This window comes from Companilactobacillus jidongensis, assembly GCF_003946575.1.
GTDB classification, from domain to species: Bacteria; Bacillota; Bacilli; order Lactobacillales; family Lactobacillaceae; genus Companilactobacillus; species Companilactobacillus jidongensis.
Window position 1 is genome coordinate 1 of record NZ_RHOP01000019.1, and the last position, 19,066, is coordinate 19,066.

A 19,066-nucleotide genomic window follows, 5' to 3' on the forward strand; every position below is an offset into this window, starting at 1 on the left:
AGTGATGTTTTTTTTGCATTAAAAGAGTATAAAAAAACTGGTATTGATTATTCATCAATACCAGAAAGTATAGGACCCTTTTTTTTCGTAATTTTTTAAGAGGTGATAAAAATGGAAAAGATTTTTGATTACATAACTGAAAATAAAATATTTTTAATACTAGTTGTTGGATTGGCGGGATTCGGGATTTTTTATCTGCTTAATTCCAATTCGAATCAACACGAAGCTTCGGCAATTAAGGTGGAGAATCAAGTTCAAAATAGCGATATTGAACAAAAAAATTCTGGCAGCGATTCTAGTAAAAACAAGCCAAAGAATAATGAGGTTGTAGTAGACATTCAGGGTGCTGTTAAGGCTCCAGGGGTCTATCGTTTAAAAGCAAATGCCATTGTACAAGAGGCAATTGGAAGAGCTGGTGGTTTTGTTGAAGGTGCAGATACAAAAATGATCAATCAAGCACAGCGTGTGACTGACTCAATGCAAATTATTGTTCCTAAAGTTGGTGAAACTAGCAATACTAGTGTAGCTAGTAACGCGACCAATAATTCTGATAAGCAGCCGATAAATATAAATACTGCTACGGTTGAAGATTTTCAAAAGGTGTCAGGTGTTGGACCGAAGAAGGCTGAAAAAATAATTGATTATCGTACTCAAAATGGAAATTTTTCTAAATTAGAGGATCTAACAAAAGTATCTGGAATCGGTGATAAAACTTTAGAATCGTTACGTAATCAGCTGACGGTATAACAATATGATGAAAGATTTATTGATATTCCCAGCTATGGTAGGGTGTCTATCAGTTGCCATTGTATTTGAAGGTAATTATTTTTTGATGCTCCTGTTACTTGTTTTGACAGTAAGAATAATCTTATTAAAGAACGGCAAAATAATCGTTGTATCGATTTTTATTGGAATGCTATTAGCAGTAGAGGCGCAAATATTAAAAAGCGATGCAACTCAACCAAATAATATCGATAGTCTTATGATAAGTCCTGATAAAGTAAAAATTTCTGGTGATCTGCTAAGCGGCATAGGAACTAATAATAATCATGATTATAATTTTTTTTATAGAATTAAAAGTGAGGATGAAAAAAAGTTATGGCAAAGAATTGATAAAATCAGTGATTTAAGAATTAAAATCAAATCAGTTAAAAAAATTAATCCACCCAGGAATCCGGGGGAATTTGATTACGCCAAATATTTGGAACATCATAAAATAAAATATCGGCTTTTTGTTGATGAGATTAAGAAAATTACTCCGAAACAACGGTTATCTTTAAAAGATAATATAAATGTTTTACGGATACATTTGATTCAAAAATTCTCCCAATTACCAAAATGGTTGAGGATTCATGCTGACAGTTTACTGTTAGGATATAACAACAATGAGGAACCAAATTTTCTAAGTAATTTGAGCACATTGGGAATCATTCATCTATTTAGTTTGTCAGGATTACATGTTTTGATCTTATTAGCTGTTTTTAGAAAAATTTGTTCAATATTAAAGATAACTAGAGAATCTGTTGATAATTTCATGCTAATTTTACTTCCAACGTATGCCATTTTAGTGGGATCTAAACCAGGAATTTGGCGGGCAATAATCTTAGCCATCGTAGGAATCATCTGTCAAAAATTGAATGTATCAGTTAGTAAGCTAGATGTATTTGGAATTACAGCTGTAATATGCTTATTGATCAATCCATATTCGATGATGGATATGGGTGGTCAGTTAAGTTTTTTATTATCCTTTGCACTGCTGTTCTTATACAATTCAAATATTATTATGGGCACTATCAAAATGAACATTGTCAGTTTACCGATAATCATTTATTCAACGTTTCAAATCAGTTGGTTAACTTTGTTAGCTAATATAATTTTTGTTCCGATTTTTACGTATATTATATTACCAGTTACAATTATTTCAGCCTTCACAGTCACTAGTCCAGTTTGGAATTATTTTAATAATCTATTTGAACAATTATATTCAATTATTAATATGATTGCTAAAAACAACAACTATTTATTTGTAACCGGGACAATTCCCATTTTAGTCGTTTTCATTTTGATTGGTTTAAGTCTGTTTATAGCGGAGAATAAGGGATTTGGGAGAAAATATTTCAGAGTCTATGCTTTGATCTTAGCAATATGTATTTTGTTCAATAAATATCCACTTCATGGTAAGGTATCGATAATCGATGTTGGGCAAGGTGACAGTATCTTGATTACTACACCATTGTTAAGAAAGACTTATCTTATTGATACTGGCGGTAAAATTGGTTTTCCAAAGAAACAATGGCAAAAAAGAGAGCAGTTGAACCAAGTAGAAACTTCAACTATTCCGTATTTAAGGCGGCAAGGAATTAGAAGAATCGACAAAGTATTTTTGTCGCACAAAGATGTTGATCACATTGGAAACCTAAATACATTAGTAAGCAAATTTCCAATTAACGAAATAAACTTTGGAACTGGTTTAGAACAAAACAAAATGATTTCAGAATTAATTGCGACTAATCCGCAGATTAGATTTAATAAGTTAAAAACAGGTGATCGATTTGTAGATGGCAAAATTGTGTGGAATGTTTTGTGGCCTCAGAATAAGGCAATTGGTGAAAATGGAGATTCGCTTACTCTGCTTGCAAGTATCAACGGAAGTAAGTGGTTATTTACCGGTGACTTAGATATTAATGGTGAACAAAAAATAATTTCTCAGCAAAATTTCAAAGTGGATTATCTAAAAGTTGGTCATCACGGTTCCAAAACATCTAGTAGTGATGAATTTATTAAACAAATCAATCCCAAACTGGCCCTAATTTCTGCCGGAGTAAACAACCGTTATGGACATCCAAATAAAGAAACAATTGAAAGATTGAATAAAAACAGAGTTGCTCATATGAATACGGCTGATTATGGTATGATTATTTGGTATTATTCTCCATTTGATAATAAAAATGGGATATCAACTTTTTTAAAGGGTGAAGTAGTTGAAGATAGCAGAATTAAAACGTAACTTACAAGAGAATAAAATTGATAATGTTTATTTAGTAACTGGAAATGAAGAAGTTTTTATTAAAGATATAAAAGAATTATTTAAAAACTTATTGTTACCAGAAGAGAGAGACATGAACTTTTCTACATTTGATTTAGAGGAAGTATCATTAGACGATATGATTAACGAAGCAATTTCGGCTCCATTCTTTGGTGAAAAAAGACTAGTGTTTGTTGAGAGACCATATTTTCTAACAGCGGAAAAGGTAAAAAGTTCAGTTGATCAGAATGTTGATTTGCTCAATAGATACATTCAAAATCCTACACCATCGACAATTCTGGTCGTTTTTGCTACATACCCCAAATTGGATGCACGTAAGAAGATTGTTAAGCAACTTAAAAAAATAGCAGTTAATATTGATGCCAATCAGATGGAAAGCCACTTGTTAGTTAAAACCATTAGAGAATTATTACAGTCTGATGGTTATAAAATTAGTAATGATGCTCTAGAGTTACTAATCAATAAGACGCAAGGTAATTATTCACAGATTATCAATCAAATGGACAAATTAAAATTATATGCTTTGCAATCTAAAGAAATTGATGCTTCTGCCGTTAATGAATTAGTTCCTCAAAGTTTGGACGATAATGTTTTTGAGCTAATGAATCAGATTTTGGGTAAAAATGTCTATCAAGCAGAGGAACTATATCATCAATTTTTATTACAAAAAATAGATCCTATTCTTTTGGTAGCAATTATTATGTCACAATTGCGTACTTTGATTCAAACAAAGGTCCTAAGCAGTAGGGGACTGACCGAAGCCACAATTGCTAAGAACTTAAAAGTACATCCCTATCGAGTAAAGATGACTTTGAAGCAATCACGTAATATGGGAATACCACAATTGACTGAAATGTTTGACGCCATAGTTAATCTCGATTATCAAATCAAATCGGGACAGGGTGATAAAGAGTTACTTTTTGATCTTTTTATTGCTAAATTCGCATAAAAACAAAAATATCCCTTCAATACTGACAAAAGCCGGTATTGAAGGGATATTTTGAGCAAAAAAAATAAGTAACTATAAGTTACTTATATTAATTCACTGATTAATTAGTTCATCTTAGCAAGTCTTGACTTGTCACGGGCAGCCTTGTTAGCTTTGATAAGACCTTTTGATTTGGCCATATCGATTGCACGAACTGCTGTACGGAACATATCTTCCTTGTTGTCAGCGTTGTTAGCAGCTGATGTTTCAAAGTTCTTAACGGCTGAACGCATAGCACTTCTTTGTGAAGTGTTGCGAAGGTTAGCCTTTTCTTGTTGCTTAACACGCTTGATTGCTGATTTAATTTGTGGCATAGATGTCACCTCCGATTACCTAGTAAACTTAAACTCAATACATAGAATTATACCCAATCGATAGTTTCAATGCAATAATTAGTTTGATTTTTTTTGTGGGACTTGAAAAATAATGGAAAATGTAGTAAATTATTTAATTGTGTTAACCATACTCTGTTAGGCGATTCACCAACGTCTTGCATAGTGTGGCTAAATTTTATAGGAAAAGGTGAATGAAATGGCTATTTCAAAAGAAAAGAAAACAGAAATTATCAAGCAATATGCTCGTAAAGAAGGAGACACAGGTTCTCCAGAAGTACAAATTGCTGTTCTTACATACGATATTAACTCATTAAACGATCACTTGAAAGTTAACAAGAAAGACCACCATTCATATGTTGGTTTGTTGAAGAAGATTGGTCACCGTCGTAACTTACTTAAATATCTTAGAGATAACGATATTCAACGTTACCGTGATTTGATTCAATCACTTGGTCTACGTCGTTAATATTTGACTGTTAGGAAGTTCCCATTGGGAGCTTCCTATTTTTTTTACTTAATTTCATTATTGCATGTTGGTGTGATAGAATAAATGCTAGGTATAGCTCGAGTAGTCTACTTTAAATTAGTGACTTAAAAACACACATTCAAATATTATGATCTATGCTATTTATATGAAATGAGAGATGAAAAAATGAGCAAAAAAATTAAAATCGTTGTTTTAAGTGGTGTGCGTGAAAATGGAAAAAACATGTATGCTGTTGAAGTTAACGACGAAATTTATATTCTAGATATTGGATTACAATATCCAGATAATGATTTATATGGAATTGATGTTGTGGTTCCAGACATGACTTATATCAAAGAGAATATCGACAAAGTTGTCGGCATATTCCTATCGCATGGACATGCGGATGCAATTGGTGCACTACCATATCTGATTGGTGATTACGATATCCCTGTCTTTGGTTCAGAAATGACAATTGAATTAGCAAGAATTGTTTGTTCAAATGATAATAGAAGTAAGAAGTTTGATAATTTTCACGTTATTGACGAAAATACAGCAATTGATTTTGAAGAAGCAACTGTATCATTCTTCAAAACAACTCATTCCATTCCTGGTTCACTAGGAATCGATGTTAAGACTTCTGAAGGCCAGATTGTTTATACTGGTGATTTCAAATTTGATCAAGCTGCAGTTCCAACATACAAGACTGATTATGCTAGAATAGCCAAAATCGGTAGTGAAAAGGTATTGGCATTATTAAGTGATTCAGCTAACGCCGAGTCACCATATGAAAACTCTAGTGAACGAGATATTTATGAATATATTTTGGACACCTTTAGTTATCATAATGGTCGCATCATTGTTGCCCAAGTTGCATCAAATATTCAAAGAATGCAACAAGTAATGGATGCCGCTGATAAAACTAACCACCGCGTGTATTTATCGGGTACTGATGCTGAAAAGATTTTGAAAACAGCCATGAAACTTGGATACCTTAAAATTGCTAATAAAGATTTGTTAGTAACTTCAAAGGAATTAGCAGATATTGATCAAAGCAAATTAGTTGTTATTGAAACTGGACGTATGGGTGAACCTATCAAGTTACTACAAAAGATGGCTAATCCTGCATCTAAGACTAAGTTCCAAATTGAAGAGGGCGACTTAGTGTTTATTGCTACAACACCTTCTCACGCAATGGATACTACATTTGCTAAGACTAGAGATGCAATTTATCGTACAGGCGCTGAAGTTAAATCACTAGGTGATGAGAAGCATTCTTCAGGTCATGCTAATAAGTCGGATTTGCAGTTGATGATCAACTTGCTAACTCCAGAAAACGTAGTGCCAGTACAAGGCGAATACAGACTTCTTGATGCGCATGCACGTATTGCTCACGAAACAGGTATTCCATATCAAAACATTTTCCTTACTAAAAAAGGTGATGTTCTAAATTACGAAAATGGACAATTCTACCTCGGTAAGGGCGTTGACGCTGGTGATACCATGATCGATGGTATCGGCGTCGGAGATATTGGAAGCATCGTCTTACGTGATCGTGAATTATTAGCTCAGGACGGAGTTTTCATTGCGGTAGCAACTATTGACCGTAAAAAGAAAAAAGTTGTTGCTAAGCCAAAAATAACTGCACGTGGATTCGTATATATGAGAGCCAGCAGAGATTTACTAAGTGAGAGTTCGGACATTATCGTTGATACTATCGTCGATTATCTTCAAAATAGTAAAGACTTTGATTGGTCAGATTTGAAACAAGGCGTTCGTGATAAGCTAAATCATTTCTTATATGAACAAACAAATCGTCACCCAGTTATATTACCGGTAATTATGGAAGTTAACCAAAACAGACATAGAAAATCCAAAAATTAGGTCGACCTCGGTCGATCTTTTATTATAGAGAGGTACTTTAATGGACGACTCAAATAACCTAAGACGTATATTGGATCAGGCTGAAGATGCCTACGATAAGGGTAATTGGGATGATGCAACAGATTTATACACACAAGCATATGGATTACGACAATCGTTTAATATAAATCAAGGATTAGCCGCTTCTTTGCTGAATTCCAAAAGGGCTGACGAAGCTGAAGCTGTTATTCTGGATTATTTTAATTATTATTTGAGTGATCCTGAAGCCGCTAGTTTGGCAACAGACATCGTGATTGAAAACAATGACTATTTGTTAGCTAATCAGATGTTATATTTCTATTCAACTAATCCACTTTCAACAATACCAAAATCGTTTATAACTGAATTTGAAGGTAGAGTAAGACTATCTGAAAGCAGACATATCCGTTCTTTTAAACCTCGGATGAAACGAATTGAAGAATCACTTAATTCTATTGTCACCCAGCCTGTTATAGATCAAATCCAATTAATAAGAAGTTTGAGAGAGTTTGATATAGAAAGTTATTTAAAAAGTGCTAAAGATTTATTGGAAAATCCACTGCTCCACCCACTATTGAAAAGTGAAACAGTTGAAAACTTGTTTAAATTGGGAATTGAAGAGGATATTGATATTTCATTTTATGGTGAAAACAAACAATTCAACCCTTCAAAGCTAAAGCCAATACTATCAACGAGTGTATATTTGGAAATGTGTGATGAATTAGAAAAAATTCTTGTGGACAGTGAAAATGAAGTTCAACTTGAAAACATGCGCAGTGAATTATCCTTGTATGCAGCAATGGTGTATCCATTTGGAGAAGATATTATAAAAAGCCCAAGTCTCTGGACAAGGGTATTCCTTTTGCGGTATGGTTTACTAGATGAGTCTCTAGTTGGGGACGATCCGGAGCTTCCAGAAGTTAAAAAATGGATAAAAAGGTTCGATTCTTTAATAAATACCTTTCAACAGTGAAATAATTTTAAATTTTTTCACTTATAGTATTTACAATTTTAACTGCGCCCCGTATAATCCAAAGAGTATATTTTTAGTAGGCGAGTTATACTGAATTACTTTGCTTTCGCCACTGAAAGTAGTATAATTTTTCAGTAAAGAGCCATCTAAAGAACATTTTCTTTGGATTAATCTTATGAAATGAAATTTTAGGAGGATTCTTTGTAATGGCAGAAAAAGAACATTATGAGAGAACAAAGCCCCATGTAAATATTGGGACAATTGGTCACGTTGACCACGGTAAGACAACACTTACAGCCGCAATCACTAAAGTATTGGCTGATAAAGGTTTAGCTAAGGCTGAAGACTACGCTGATATTGATAAGGCCCCAGAAGAAAAAGAACGTGGGATTACTATCAACACAGCTCACGTTGAGTATGAAACTGAAAAGCGTCACTATGCACATATTGATGCTCCAGGACATGCTGATTACGTTAAGAACATGATCACTGGTGCTGCACAAATGGATGGTGCCATCCTTGTTGTTGCTGCAACTGATGGTCCTATGCCACAAACTCGTGAACACATCCTTTTGGCTCGCCAAGTTGGTGTTGAATACATCGTTGTATTCCTAAACAAGACAGACCTTGTTGATGATGACGAACTTGTTGACTTAGTTGAGATGGAAGTACGTGAATTACTTTCAGAATACGATTATCCTGGTGATGATACACCTGTTGTTCGTGGATCAGCTTTGAAGGCTCTTGAAGGTGACCCAGAAGAAATCAAGCATGTTGAAGAACTACTTGATGTTGTTGATGATTACATCCCAACACCTAAACGTGAAACAGACAAGCCATTTATGATGCCTGTTGAAGATGTATTTACAATCACTGGACGTGGTACTGTTGCTTCTGGTCGTATCGACCGTGGTGAAGTTAAAGTCGGTGATGAAGTTGAAATCGTTGGTTTGAAGCCAGAGGTTATCAAGTCAACTGTTACTGGTCTAGAAATGTTCCGTAAGACATTGGATCTTGGTGAAGCCGGAGACAACGTTGGTGTACTTCTTCGTGGTATTAACCGTGAACAAGTTGAACGTGGACAAGTTCTTGCACAACCAGGTTCAATCCAAACTCACACTAAGTTCAAGGGTGAAGTTTATATCATGTCTAAAGAAGAAGGTGGACGTCATACTCCATTCTTCTCAAACTACCGTCCTCAATTCTACTTCCATACTACTGACGTTACTGGTGTTATCGAATTACCAGATGGCGTTGAAATGGTTATGCCTGGTGATCAAGTAACTTTTGAAGTTGACTTGATTGCTCCAGTTGCCATTGAAAGTGGTACACGATTCACTGTTCGTGAAGGTGGACGTACTGTTGGTGCTGGTGTTGTTACTGAAATCTTAGACTAATCTCTTTGATCAAATTGATAACAAACCTTTAAAAAGAGTTGAGACATACGTCTCAACTCTTTTTTTATATAAAATCTATATAAAAACTAACAAAAGTATCATATAATATTAAAGTAATGTCTGAAAAAGGCTTAGAATCAGCGTCAAATATTTACAATATCACCTTTTTAGGGTAATATTACAAAGTATGAGATCGTGAAATATACCGGAGGGATAAAATGTCTGCTAAGGCTAAATTTACAAAAAAAGAAAAAAACACTGGTGAATTAAAATTTGAAATTGACCAAGATACAATCAAAAAAGGTTTAGATACTGCTTTTGATCGTGTAAAGAAGAGCTTGAACGTACCTGGATTCAGAAAAGGTCGCGTACCTCGCCAAATCTTTAACCGTATGTACGGTGAAGAAGCACTTTATGAAGATGCTTTGAACAACGTATTACCAATCGCTTATCAACAAGCTGTTGATGAAACAAAGGTAGAACCAGTTGATCAACCACAAATTACTGTTGACTCAATGGAAAAGGATCAACCTTGGGCTATCAGTGCCACAATCACTGTTAAACCAGAAGTTGAACTTGGTGACTATAAGGGTCTAGAAGTTAAGAAGCAAAAACGTAATGTTATGAAGACTGACGTTGATGCACGTCTTGAAGAACTACAAAAGCAACAAGCTGAATTAGTTCTTAAAGATGGAAAAGCTGAAAATGGCGACACAGTTGTTATCGACTATGTTGGTTCAGTTGACGGCAAAGAATTCGATGGTGGTAGCGCACAAAACTACTCACTTGAATTAGGTTCAAACTCATTCATTCCTGGATTTGAAGACGAATTAGTTGGCCACAGTGCTGATGAAGATGTTGACGTTAAAGTTACATTTCCAGAAGATTACCAAGCTAAGGAATTAGCTGGTAAGGATGCTATCTTCAAGACAACAATTCATGAAGTTAAGACAAAGGAATTACCTAAGTTAGATGATGACTTTGCTAAAGATGTTGACGAAGACGTTGACACACTTGAAGATCTTAAGAAGAAGATCCATGATGAATTGAAGGATCAAAAGAAAGAATCTGCTGAAGATGCTATCCAAGAAGAGGCAATTTCAGCTGCTGTTAAGAATGCCAAGATTGATGAAGTACCACAAGCTATGATCGACACAGAAGTTGACAACCAAATGAACCAATATTTGGCTAACTTACGTCGCCAAGGTATCGATCCTAAGTTGTACTATCAAATGACTGGTACAAGCGAAGATGATTTGAAGAAACAATTTGCTAGTGATGCTGCAGAACGTGTAAAAACTGACTTAGTTATCGAAGCAATCGTTGCTAAAGAAGGTATCAAACCTTCAGAAGACGAAATCAAAGGTGAAATCAAATCATTAGCTGATGAATACAAGATGGAAGAAAGTGCTGTTAGAAATGCACTTTCAGATGATATGTTGGCTCATGATATTGCTGCTAAAAAGGCAATCGAAATGATCGTTGATTCAGCTGAAGAAAAGTAATTATCATTTAATGATGAGTTAAGAGGCCGTGAGGTCTCTTTTTTTGTGGGTGTGTTATGGTTTATATAGGTGATGAGATTGGTGTATTTAGTCTGTATAAACTAATTACTTTACTAGCAACAACTTAAATGCTAGACTTTCAAAGTATCGGAACTATTGAAGGAGAAAATGCATATGTTTGATAGTACAGAAACTACAGGTACAATCAGTTGTTCTTTCTGCGGAAAGACTCAAGATCAAGTTAAAAAAATCGTTGCTGGACCAGGTGTCTATATTTGTAACGAGTGTATTGATTTATGTAAAGAAATTATCGATGAGGAATTAAAAGATAGTGCTCCATTAAATCTTGATAATATTCCAACACCAGGTGAAATTAAAAAAATTCTTGATGATTATGTAATCGGACAAACTGACGCTAAACGTGCGCTTTCAGTTGCTGTTTATAACCACTATAAGAGAATTAATAAAATGGAACACTCAAAAGACGGAGATACCGAACTTCAAAAGAGTAATATTGCCTTGATTGGACCTACTGGTTCAGGTAAGACTTTCTTAGCTCAAACTTTAGCTCGTATCTTGAAGGTGCCATTTGCTATTGCTGATGCTACTACATTGACTGAAGCAGGTTACGTTGGTGAAGATGTTGAAAATATCTTACTTAAGTTATTACAAAATGCTGATTTTGATGTAGAAAAAGCTGAACATGGGATCGTCTATATCGATGAAATTGATAAGATTTCAAAGAAGAGTGAAAATGTTTCAATTACTCGTGATGTGTCTGGTGAAGGTGTCCAACAAGCTCTCTTGAAGATTCTTGAAGGAACAATTGCTAGTGTTCCACCACAGGGTGGTAGAAAACATCCACAACAAGAGCTTATTCAAATCGACACAACTAATATTTTGTTCATCGTCGGTGGTGCCTTTGACGGTATCGAACAAATCGTCAAAAACCGTTTAGGTGACAAAACAATTGGTTTTGGTGCTGAACAAACTGAAAGTATCGATGAAGAAAAGAGCTTGATGCAACAAATTATTCCAGAAGATTTGATGAAGTTTGGTATTATTCCAGAATTCATCGGTCGTATTCCGATTGTTACAGCTTTGGAAAAACTTACTGAGGATGACTTGGTTAATATTCTTACTAAGCCTAAGAATGCTCTTATTAAGCAATATCAAGAATTATTATCACTTGATGGTGTGGAACTACAATTTACTGATGGTGCGCTCGGAGAGATTGCTAAGATGTCGATCGAACGTAATACAGGTGCTCGTGGTTTGCGTTCAATCGTTGAAGAAACGATGCTTGATACGATGTTTGATATTCCTGGACGTAAGGATGTTGAACGTGTTAAAGTAACTAAAGACGCTGTTCGTAAAGTTAAAGAACCGGAATTGATTCTTAAAGATGGAGAGGTTGCCTAGTAGGCGGCCTTTTTTTGTATTATTTATGATAAAATACTTACATTGAGGTGAATTATGCAAGTAAATAATGTATCTATGAACATGAGTGCAGTAAGTTCAAGACAGTATCCAGATGAAGGTTACCCTGAAATAGCCTTATTAGGCCGTTCTAACGTCGGTAAGTCATCATTGATAAATACCCTAATAAATCGCAAAAGCTTTGCCAGAACGTCTAGTACACCGGGTAAGACGCAAACACTTAACTTTTATAATATTGAAGAACAATTATATTTGGTTGATGTTCCGGGTTATGGATTCGCAAAGGTTTCTAAGAAACAACGTGAAGAGTTTGGTGTAATGATTGAAGAATATTTAACCACTCGTCATGTGTTAAAAGGCGTAATTATCTTGGTTGATGGTCGTCATGAACCAAGTGAAGATGATATTTCAATGTATCAATTTGTAAGTTATTATCATATTCCGACTTTGATTGTTGCTACTAAGATGGACAAAACTAAGCGTAATCAGTGGAATAAGACAATTAGTCAGGTGACTAAGAGCATGCAGTTAAATCAAACTGATGATTTGCAACTTTTCAGCGCTGAAACTAAATTTGGTAAAGAAGAAGTTTGGAATTGGATCGAGTCTCATATGTAGTAAAATAACGTCGCTTTGAGGTATTTATCTCAAGGTGGCGTTATTTTATTGTTGAATCGATCAATTATTCAGATTTATTTCACTCTCTATCAATTTCTTTCGCAATACAAAATGCTGCTTCAAGTGCGGCGGGGATTTGTGTCGCAAAATCGGATCGTTGATCCCACTTGCTTGAGTCTAAATTATCTGCGGTTGTAAAGAATGGATAAGCGCTAACTTTTCTAAATTTACTCCAAGCAATTATGGCCGATGTTTCCATGTCGACAAAATCGCAACCGGAATTTTTTCTTTCAGTAAATTTTTTTGTAGTTTCACGATAAAATGCGTCAGTCGTCCAAGTTTTTCCTTCGATAAACGGAATGGTTTGTTTGTTGAAGGCATTTTCCATGGTTTGAATATCAAGAGTATTTAAAGAAATTTCATCACTAGCAGGCTGATAATGGTATGAGGTTCCTTCATCGCGTATGGCATTAGTTGGTATGACGAGCTGACCACGTTCAATATTATTATTCAGCACTCCACAAGTACCAAAAGTAATAAAATGTTTAGCTCCAAGTGCTAACAATTCCTCGAGTCGAGCAACACAGGAAGGTGCACCAATGGGAGCTAAAACTAATCCTAAATTGATTCCATTGAAGTTATAGCGATAGACGTTCATATTTCCATTTATTGTACCCAAATCAATAATTTTTTCTAAATTGTTATCCTGAACAAATTTTCTAAATAAGTCACCAAAAAACGGAGCAATAATTGTATCAGGAAAATCGTCGATTGGTTCAAAAATTTGAGTTGCTTGAATTATTTCGTCTTTTTGGTGGTCGAAGTTTTCTAATAACATAAATGCGCCTTCTCAATAAGTAAATTAAAAATATTATACATCAATTAAATTTTTTTAATGAAAAACACTTGCATTATTTTGAGTGTCTGTTAGTATAACTTACATAAATTAAATTTCAGCTTCACAAGAAGTAATCAATTACCTGAGTGTTAAGAGAATTGACGGTTGGTGCGAGTCATGCAGGGTAACTTGATAAAATACCAAGTTGAAATTTCGTGTCCGACGTTACAGGAGTAAAGAGCAGATAATTTATTTATCTGAATTTGGGTGGTACCGCGCAATTAGCGTCCCTGCATATACTGCAGGGGCGCTTTTTTTATTCCCAGCAACTCGGGCAAAATAATAGGAGGATATTTAGATGAACATTATTGATGAACTTTCATGGCGTGGTTTGATCAACCAACAATCCGATGAGGAGGGCTTAAGAAAGTTAGTCGACGAGAAAGACATTTCCCTTTATTGCGGAATGGATCCAACAGGAGACTCAATGCACATCGGTCACTTATTACCATTTATGACATTGAAACGATTTGGTGACATGGGCCACCATCCTTATATCGTTATTGGTGGAGCTACTGGTTCAATCGGTGATCCAAGTGGTAAAAAGGCTGAACGTCCAATGCAAACAATGGACCAAGTTAACCACAACGTTGAGGCTCTAAGTAATCAAGCTAAGAGAATTTTCACAGATTTCACTATGGTTAACAACTATGATTGGACAGAACCAATCGGAATCCTTGATTTCTTACGTGATTACGGAAAATTATTCAATGTTAACACAATGTTAGGTAAGGAAATTATTTCAAGTCGTTTGGAAGCAGGTATTTCCTTCACAGAATTTACTTACCAAATTTTACAATCACTAGATTTCTTAACACTTTATCGCAAGCACAATGTTCAACTACAAGTTGGTGGTGGTGATCAATGGGGGAATCTTACAGCCGGATTGGACTTGATCCATAAGGCTGAAGGGCAAGAAGCCAAAGTTTATGCTTTGACAATTCCATTGTTACTAAAAGCTGATGGTACAAAATTTGGTAAAACTGCTGGTGGTGCTGTATGGCTCGATGCTGAAAAGACATCCCCATATGAGTTCTATCAATTCTGGTTCAACCAAGATGACAAAGACGTAATTAACCTTCTTAAGAAATTTACATTCTTAACTCAAGATGAAATCGCAGCTTTAGCAGAAAAAGTTAAAACAGCACCTGAAAAACGTGAAGCACAAAGAACTTTGGCGGAAGAAGTTACTAAATTCGTTCACGGAGAAGAAGCACTCAAAACAGCAGAAAAAATTACTGAAGTTCTCTTCTCAGGCGAAATTCAAGCTCTAACAACGGATGAAGTCGCACAGGCCTTCAGTGGTGTACCAAGTGAAGAGATTCCAGCAGATCAAATCAATTTGGTAGACTTATTGATTGCCGCTAATGTTGACAAATCAAAACGTCAAGCACGTGAAGATATTCAAAACGGTGCAATCAGAATCAATGGGGAAAAATTAACTGAAACAACAACAATGATTGATCCTAAGGATTCATTTGATGGTAAATACATCGTCATCCGTCGTGGTAAGAAGAAGTACTTCCTAGCCAAAATTAAATAAAATTAATTAGGGCGATGAATAATATGAAAAAAGAAAAAAGACTAAGCACATTAGAAAGTTTAATTGTTATGGTAGTAATGTTTGGAATTCTAGGAACAATGATGATCGGCTTCGGCATGACACCACAAGTTCCCATTCTGCTAACATTTACATTGTTGCTATTTTACGGAAAGTTTCGTGGATTCAGTTGGACAGAGTTACAAGAAGGAATCATTGATGGCGTAAAACCTGGTATCATTCCGATGATCATCTTCGTTATGATTGGGGTTTTAGTAGCATCATGGTTAATTTCAGGTGTTATTCCGACAATTATGGTTTACGGATTAGAAATTCTCAATCCACATTTCTTCTTGTTTACAGTTTTTGTAAGTTGTTGCTTAGTTGGTGTTATTGTTGGTAGTTCATTCACTACTATTTCAACTTTGGGAATTGTTTTCATGGGCATTGGACACGTTATGGGTATCGATGCAGTTCTAGTAGCGGGTTCGATTGTTTCTGGATCATTGTTTGGTAACAATATGTCACCATTATCCGGAACAACTAATTTATCTACTGGTATCGCTGGTGTCAAAAACGTCTTCAGTCATATCAGAACAATTTCTCATACGGCATTGATCTCTGCCGCAATAACTGCAATTATCTTTTTATTCATCGGCCACAGTAATGGTCAAGTTGACATGAGCTCCGTTCACCACATTGTTGGTGCACTACAAGCTAACTTCTTCGTATCTCCTTGGATGTTGTTACCAATCATCGTTTTGATCGGTTGTGCCATCATGCAAGTACCTGCTATCCCAACATTGTTGAGTGGTTCACTGACAGCTATTATCATGGATATGTTCATTAATCACACATCATTCAAAACTATCAGCACAGTTATTATGCAAGGTTTCAAGCTTAACTCATCTGACAAACAAATCAATGCTATTGTCAGTGGTGGTGGTGTTTCCAGTATGCTGGATAGTATTTCACTTATTCTAGTTGCCTTAACACTTGGTGGTGTATTACTAAAACTTGGTGTGGTTGAGAACTTGATTGGTAAGTTGAGCAGTAGAGTTAACACACCTGGTAAGTTGGTCAGTGCTTCAATGCTTAGTGCAATCGGTGTTAATTTCTTGGTTGGTGAGCAATACATTTCTATTATTCTTCCCGGAACTACTTTCCGTGATAACTTCAAGAAGTTAGGTATTAAACCACAATACTTGTCACGTGTTCTAGCTAGTGGCGGAGCTGATATCAATGCGTTGGTTCCTTGGGGTGTTAGTGGAATCTTCATCTCTGGTATTCTAGGTGTAAGTCCATTTGCATTTATTCCATTTGCATTCTACGTATGGCTGAATCCATTGTTGACCGTTATCTTCTCGTTTGTGTTTGGTAAGAGTTACATGAAGGATACAGAGGCTGGCGAAAAGAAATTTTCTTTTAAAAAACCAGCGTTGAATACTAATAATTAATTATAAAAAATAAAATAAAACGACTTTCATGACTGATATAACAGTTTGAAAGTCGTTTTTTGTCAGTTGTTAATTAAATTCCTTCTTGACGATTATTTGAAATTAACATATAGTATTTCCAACGAAAACTTTTAAGCAAGTCCTGTGAGGCCTGAAAGGTTACATACAGTTTTCGTAATAAAAATTATGAAAAATAAAAGAAGACAACTTTTAATCGGATCCAGTGAGATCCCAAAGGTTATACGAGTAAACTCTAACTTTGGGACACTGAATCTGACAGTGTCCCTTTTAATTTGGAGGAAAAAGCAATGAAGCACATACTTTCAATGTCAGATCTAACAAACGAAGACGTATACGGATTGATCGATACCGCAATCGATTTCAAGAATGGTAAGAAGTCAGAAATCGGTCAAGATAAGTTTGCCATGAACTTATTCTTTGAGAACAGTACTAGAACAAAATCGAGTTTCCAAGTAGCTGAAATGAAATTAGGTATGAAGGAAATTGCTTTTGAAGCTTCAACTTCTTCTACAACCAAAGGTGAGAGCCTCTATGACACAGTTAAAACTGTTGAAAGTATCGGTGCCAGTGTGGCCGTGATTCGTCACCCACAAGACAAATATTATGAAGAACTTATTAATAATAACGTAAATATTCACATCATCAACGGTGGTGACGGAACTGGTCAACACCCTTCACAATCACTATTAGATTTAATGACAATTTATGAACACTATGGTCATTTTGATGGACTCAAAGTCGGAATTATCGGTGACTTGAGTCACTCACGTGTTGCACATTCAAATGCTGAGATTTTGACACGACTAGGAGCTGAAGTAAGCTTCGGTGGTTTGGATTCATGGTATACAGATGAATTCCAAGGTATCGGTTCTCACATGAGTGTTGATGAATTGTGCCAAGAAATGGATGTTGTCATGTTGCTCAGAGTTCAACATGAAAGATTAAGCTCAGAAGAAAATCAAAGCTTTTCTAAAGAAGACTATTTCAATACATACGGTTTGAACATGCGCCGAGTTGAAATGATGAAACCAGATGCAATGATCATGCATCCGGCTCCAGTAAATCGTGGAGTGGAAATTGCGGACGATGTGGTTGAATGCGACAAGTCATATATCTTCCCGCAAATGACAAATGGGGTTTACATGAGAATGGCAATGATTGAAGCAGTACTCGAAGGAGCAAAAATTGACAGTAAAACTAATCAAGAACGCCAAGCTGTACTACGATAAAAAGTTAGTTGATCGAGATGTTCTAATTGAGAATGGTAAATTCAAAAAAATTTCAACTGAAATAAATTTTGATAATGCTGAAGTGATTGATGCACAACATAACTTAGTTGCTCCAGGTCTAGTCGATGTCCATGTCCATTTTAGAGAACCAGGACAGGTTCATAAGGAAACAATCATGACCGGTAGCGCTGCTGCAGCACATGGTGGTTTTACGACAGTTGGTGCAATGCCAAATGTTATTCCAGTACCTGACAGTGTTGAAAAATTCAAACAACAAATGGAATTAAATAAGCAGTCCAAGATAAATACATTACAATATGCACCGATAACACTAGAAGAAACATCTGATCAGTTGAGCCCACTTGAAGATCTTGCCGCCGTTGGCGCATTTGCTTTCTCAAACGATGGCCATGGAATCAATAATGCAAAAACAATGTTTGACGCAATGCAAAGAATAGCGCAATTGGATAGTCATTTGGCAGCCCATGTTGAAGATCAAAATTTATTTAATAAAGGCGTTATCAATGCAGGTAACACAGCAATCAAATTAGGTTTACCAGCAATTGAACGAGTGGCGGAAACATCACAATTAGCTAGAGATCTCCTATTGGCGAAGGAAGCAGGCGTTCACTATCATGTCTGCCATATTTCAACGGCTGACAGTGTTAATTTAATACGAATCGCTAAGGATGCGGGAATCAATGTAACCTGTGAAGTAACACCGCATCATTTATTATTGAGTGATCAGGATATTGTCGGTGATAATGCTAACTACAAGATGAACCCACCATTGCGATGTGAGTCAGACCGAGAGGCATTGATAGCTGGAGTACTTGACGGAACGATTGATATGATAGCAACTGATCATGCACCACACGCAGTTGATGAGAAGAATAAGGGGTTCCTGAAGAGTGCTTTTGGAATAACTGGTATTGAGACGTCATTCCCATTGATGTATAAGTTATTTGTCAAAAGTAGCATGATGAGTTTGGAACGTCTGTTGGATATTATGTCTACCAAACCAGCCGAGATTTTTGGACTGGATGCTGGTAAAATCCAACTTGAGAAGTTGGCTGATTTTACTATAATTGATTTAAATGAAGAATATCATTTTGAAAAAGAAGACTTCCTATCTAAAGGGGTTAATACGCCCTTTGTTGGTAATGATTGGAATTGTTTTGGTAAGATTAAGAAGACATTTGTGAATGGTGAGGAAGTTTATTCAGAGTAAGAATACTTGAGGAGGTACTA

General features: G+C 35.6%; 16 protein-coding genes. 14 read left to right on the forward strand and 2 right to left on the reverse strand.

Annotated features, from left to right (window positions below):
• Positions 1 to 111 precede the first annotated feature (111 nt).
• The 3 genes from EKM68_RS10855 to holA are packed head-to-tail and all read left to right on the forward strand — an operon-like array spanning position 112 to position 3,995.
• Positions 112 to 747: a helix-hairpin-helix domain-containing protein gene (locus tag EKM68_RS10855; RefSeq protein ID WP_125590660.1), complete on the forward strand. Its 636-nt coding sequence runs from the start codon at positions 112 to 114 to the stop codon at positions 745 to 747.
• A gap of 4 nt (positions 748 to 751) precedes the next feature.
• Positions 752 to 3,007 carry a DNA internalization-related competence protein ComEC/Rec2 gene (locus EKM68_RS10860; RefSeq protein WP_125590662.1) on the forward strand — a complete coding sequence of 752 codons (2,256 nt, stop codon included), beginning with the start codon at positions 752 to 754 and terminating at the stop codon, positions 3,005 to 3,007.
• A complete protein-coding gene (holA, locus tag EKM68_RS10865; RefSeq protein WP_125590664.1) occupies positions 2,982 to 3,995 on the forward strand; it encodes a DNA polymerase III subunit delta in 1,014 nt (337 codons plus the stop codon). The genes EKM68_RS10860 and holA overlap by 26 nt, the downstream gene beginning before the upstream one ends.
• Positions 3,996 to 4,099: 104 nt before the next feature.
• Here holA and rpsT read toward each other — a convergent pair whose 3' ends face one another.
• On the reverse strand, positions 4,100 to 4,348 hold the full coding sequence (gene rpsT, locus EKM68_RS10870) for a 30S ribosomal protein S20 (protein WP_125590666.1): 249 nt from the start codon (positions 4,346 to 4,348) through the stop codon (positions 4,100 to 4,102).
• Positions 4,349 to 4,565: 217 nt separating this feature from the next.
• Here rpsT and rpsO point away from each other — a divergent pair, with 217 nt between their 5' ends.
• The 7 genes from rpsO (at position 4,566) to yihA (ending at position 12,670) form a co-directional block, all read left to right on the forward strand.
• The gene (gene rpsO, locus EKM68_RS10875; protein WP_125590668.1) at positions 4,566 to 4,835 is read left to right on the forward strand and encodes a 30S ribosomal protein S15; all 270 of its coding nucleotides are present in this window, start codon (positions 4,566 to 4,568) and stop codon (positions 4,833 to 4,835) included.
• Between the two features lie 186 nt (positions 4,836 to 5,021).
• Complete coding sequence (locus EKM68_RS10880; RefSeq protein WP_125590670.1) at positions 5,022 to 6,719, forward strand: ribonuclease J; 1,698 nt, start codon at positions 5,022 to 5,024, stop codon at positions 6,717 to 6,719.
• Positions 6,720 to 6,759: 40 nt separating this feature from the next.
• Positions 6,760 to 7,710 carry a tetratricopeptide repeat protein gene (locus EKM68_RS10885; protein WP_125590672.1) on the forward strand — a complete coding sequence of 317 codons (951 nt, stop codon included), beginning with the start codon at positions 6,760 to 6,762 and terminating at the stop codon, positions 7,708 to 7,710.
• A gap of 206 nt (positions 7,711 to 7,916) precedes the next feature.
• Positions 7,917 to 9,107, forward strand: a complete 1,191-nt coding sequence (tuf, locus tag EKM68_RS10890) for an elongation factor Tu (RefSeq protein WP_125590674.1) — start codon at positions 7,917 to 7,919, stop codon at positions 9,105 to 9,107.
• A 218-nt stretch (positions 9,108 to 9,325) separates the two neighbouring features.
• Positions 9,326 to 10,612: a trigger factor gene (gene tig, locus EKM68_RS10895; protein WP_125590676.1), complete on the forward strand. Its 1,287-nt coding sequence runs from the start codon at positions 9,326 to 9,328 to the stop codon at positions 10,610 to 10,612.
• Positions 10,613 to 10,786: 174 nt separating this feature from the next.
• Positions 10,787 to 12,034 (forward strand): ATP-dependent Clp protease ATP-binding subunit ClpX, encoded by a 1,248-nt coding sequence (gene clpX, locus EKM68_RS10900; protein WP_125590678.1) that lies wholly within the window; start codon positions 10,787 to 10,789, stop codon positions 12,032 to 12,034.
• A 54-nt stretch (positions 12,035 to 12,088) separates the two neighbouring features.
• Complete coding sequence (yihA, locus tag EKM68_RS10905; RefSeq protein ID WP_125590679.1) at positions 12,089 to 12,670, forward strand: ribosome biogenesis GTP-binding protein YihA/YsxC; 582 nt, start codon at positions 12,089 to 12,091, stop codon at positions 12,668 to 12,670.
• A gap of 79 nt (positions 12,671 to 12,749) precedes the next feature.
• On the opposite strand, the gene EKM68_RS10910 is transcribed toward yihA, so the two are convergent.
• Positions 12,750 to 13,508: a nucleoside phosphorylase gene (locus EKM68_RS10910; RefSeq protein ID WP_125590681.1), complete on the reverse strand. Its 759-nt coding sequence runs from the start codon at positions 13,506 to 13,508 to the stop codon at positions 12,750 to 12,752.
• Between the two features lie 358 nt (positions 13,509 to 13,866).
• Here EKM68_RS10910 and tyrS point away from each other — a divergent pair, with 358 nt between their 5' ends.
• From tyrS to EKM68_RS10930, 4 genes are all read left to right on the forward strand, one after another.
• On the forward strand, positions 13,867 to 15,111 hold the full coding sequence (gene tyrS / locus EKM68_RS10915; RefSeq protein WP_125590683.1) for a tyrosine--tRNA ligase: 1,245 nt from the start codon (positions 13,867 to 13,869) through the stop codon (positions 15,109 to 15,111).
• A 23-nt stretch (positions 15,112 to 15,134) separates the two neighbouring features.
• The gene (locus EKM68_RS10920; RefSeq protein WP_125590685.1) at positions 15,135 to 16,565 is read left to right on the forward strand and encodes a Na+/H+ antiporter NhaC family protein; all 1,431 of its coding nucleotides are present in this window, start codon (positions 15,135 to 15,137) and stop codon (positions 16,563 to 16,565) included.
• Between the two features lie 308 nt (positions 16,566 to 16,873).
• Positions 16,874 to 17,815: an aspartate carbamoyltransferase catalytic subunit gene (locus EKM68_RS10925; RefSeq protein ID WP_125590687.1), complete on the forward strand. Its 942-nt coding sequence runs from the start codon at positions 16,874 to 16,876 to the stop codon at positions 17,813 to 17,815.
• Positions 17,772 to 19,046 carry a dihydroorotase gene (locus EKM68_RS10930; protein ID WP_125590689.1) on the forward strand — a complete coding sequence of 425 codons (1,275 nt, stop codon included), beginning with the start codon at positions 17,772 to 17,774 and terminating at the stop codon, positions 19,044 to 19,046. Before EKM68_RS10925 ends, EKM68_RS10930 begins: the two co-directional genes overlap by 44 nt.
• Positions 19,047 to 19,066: the final 20 nt, after the last annotated feature.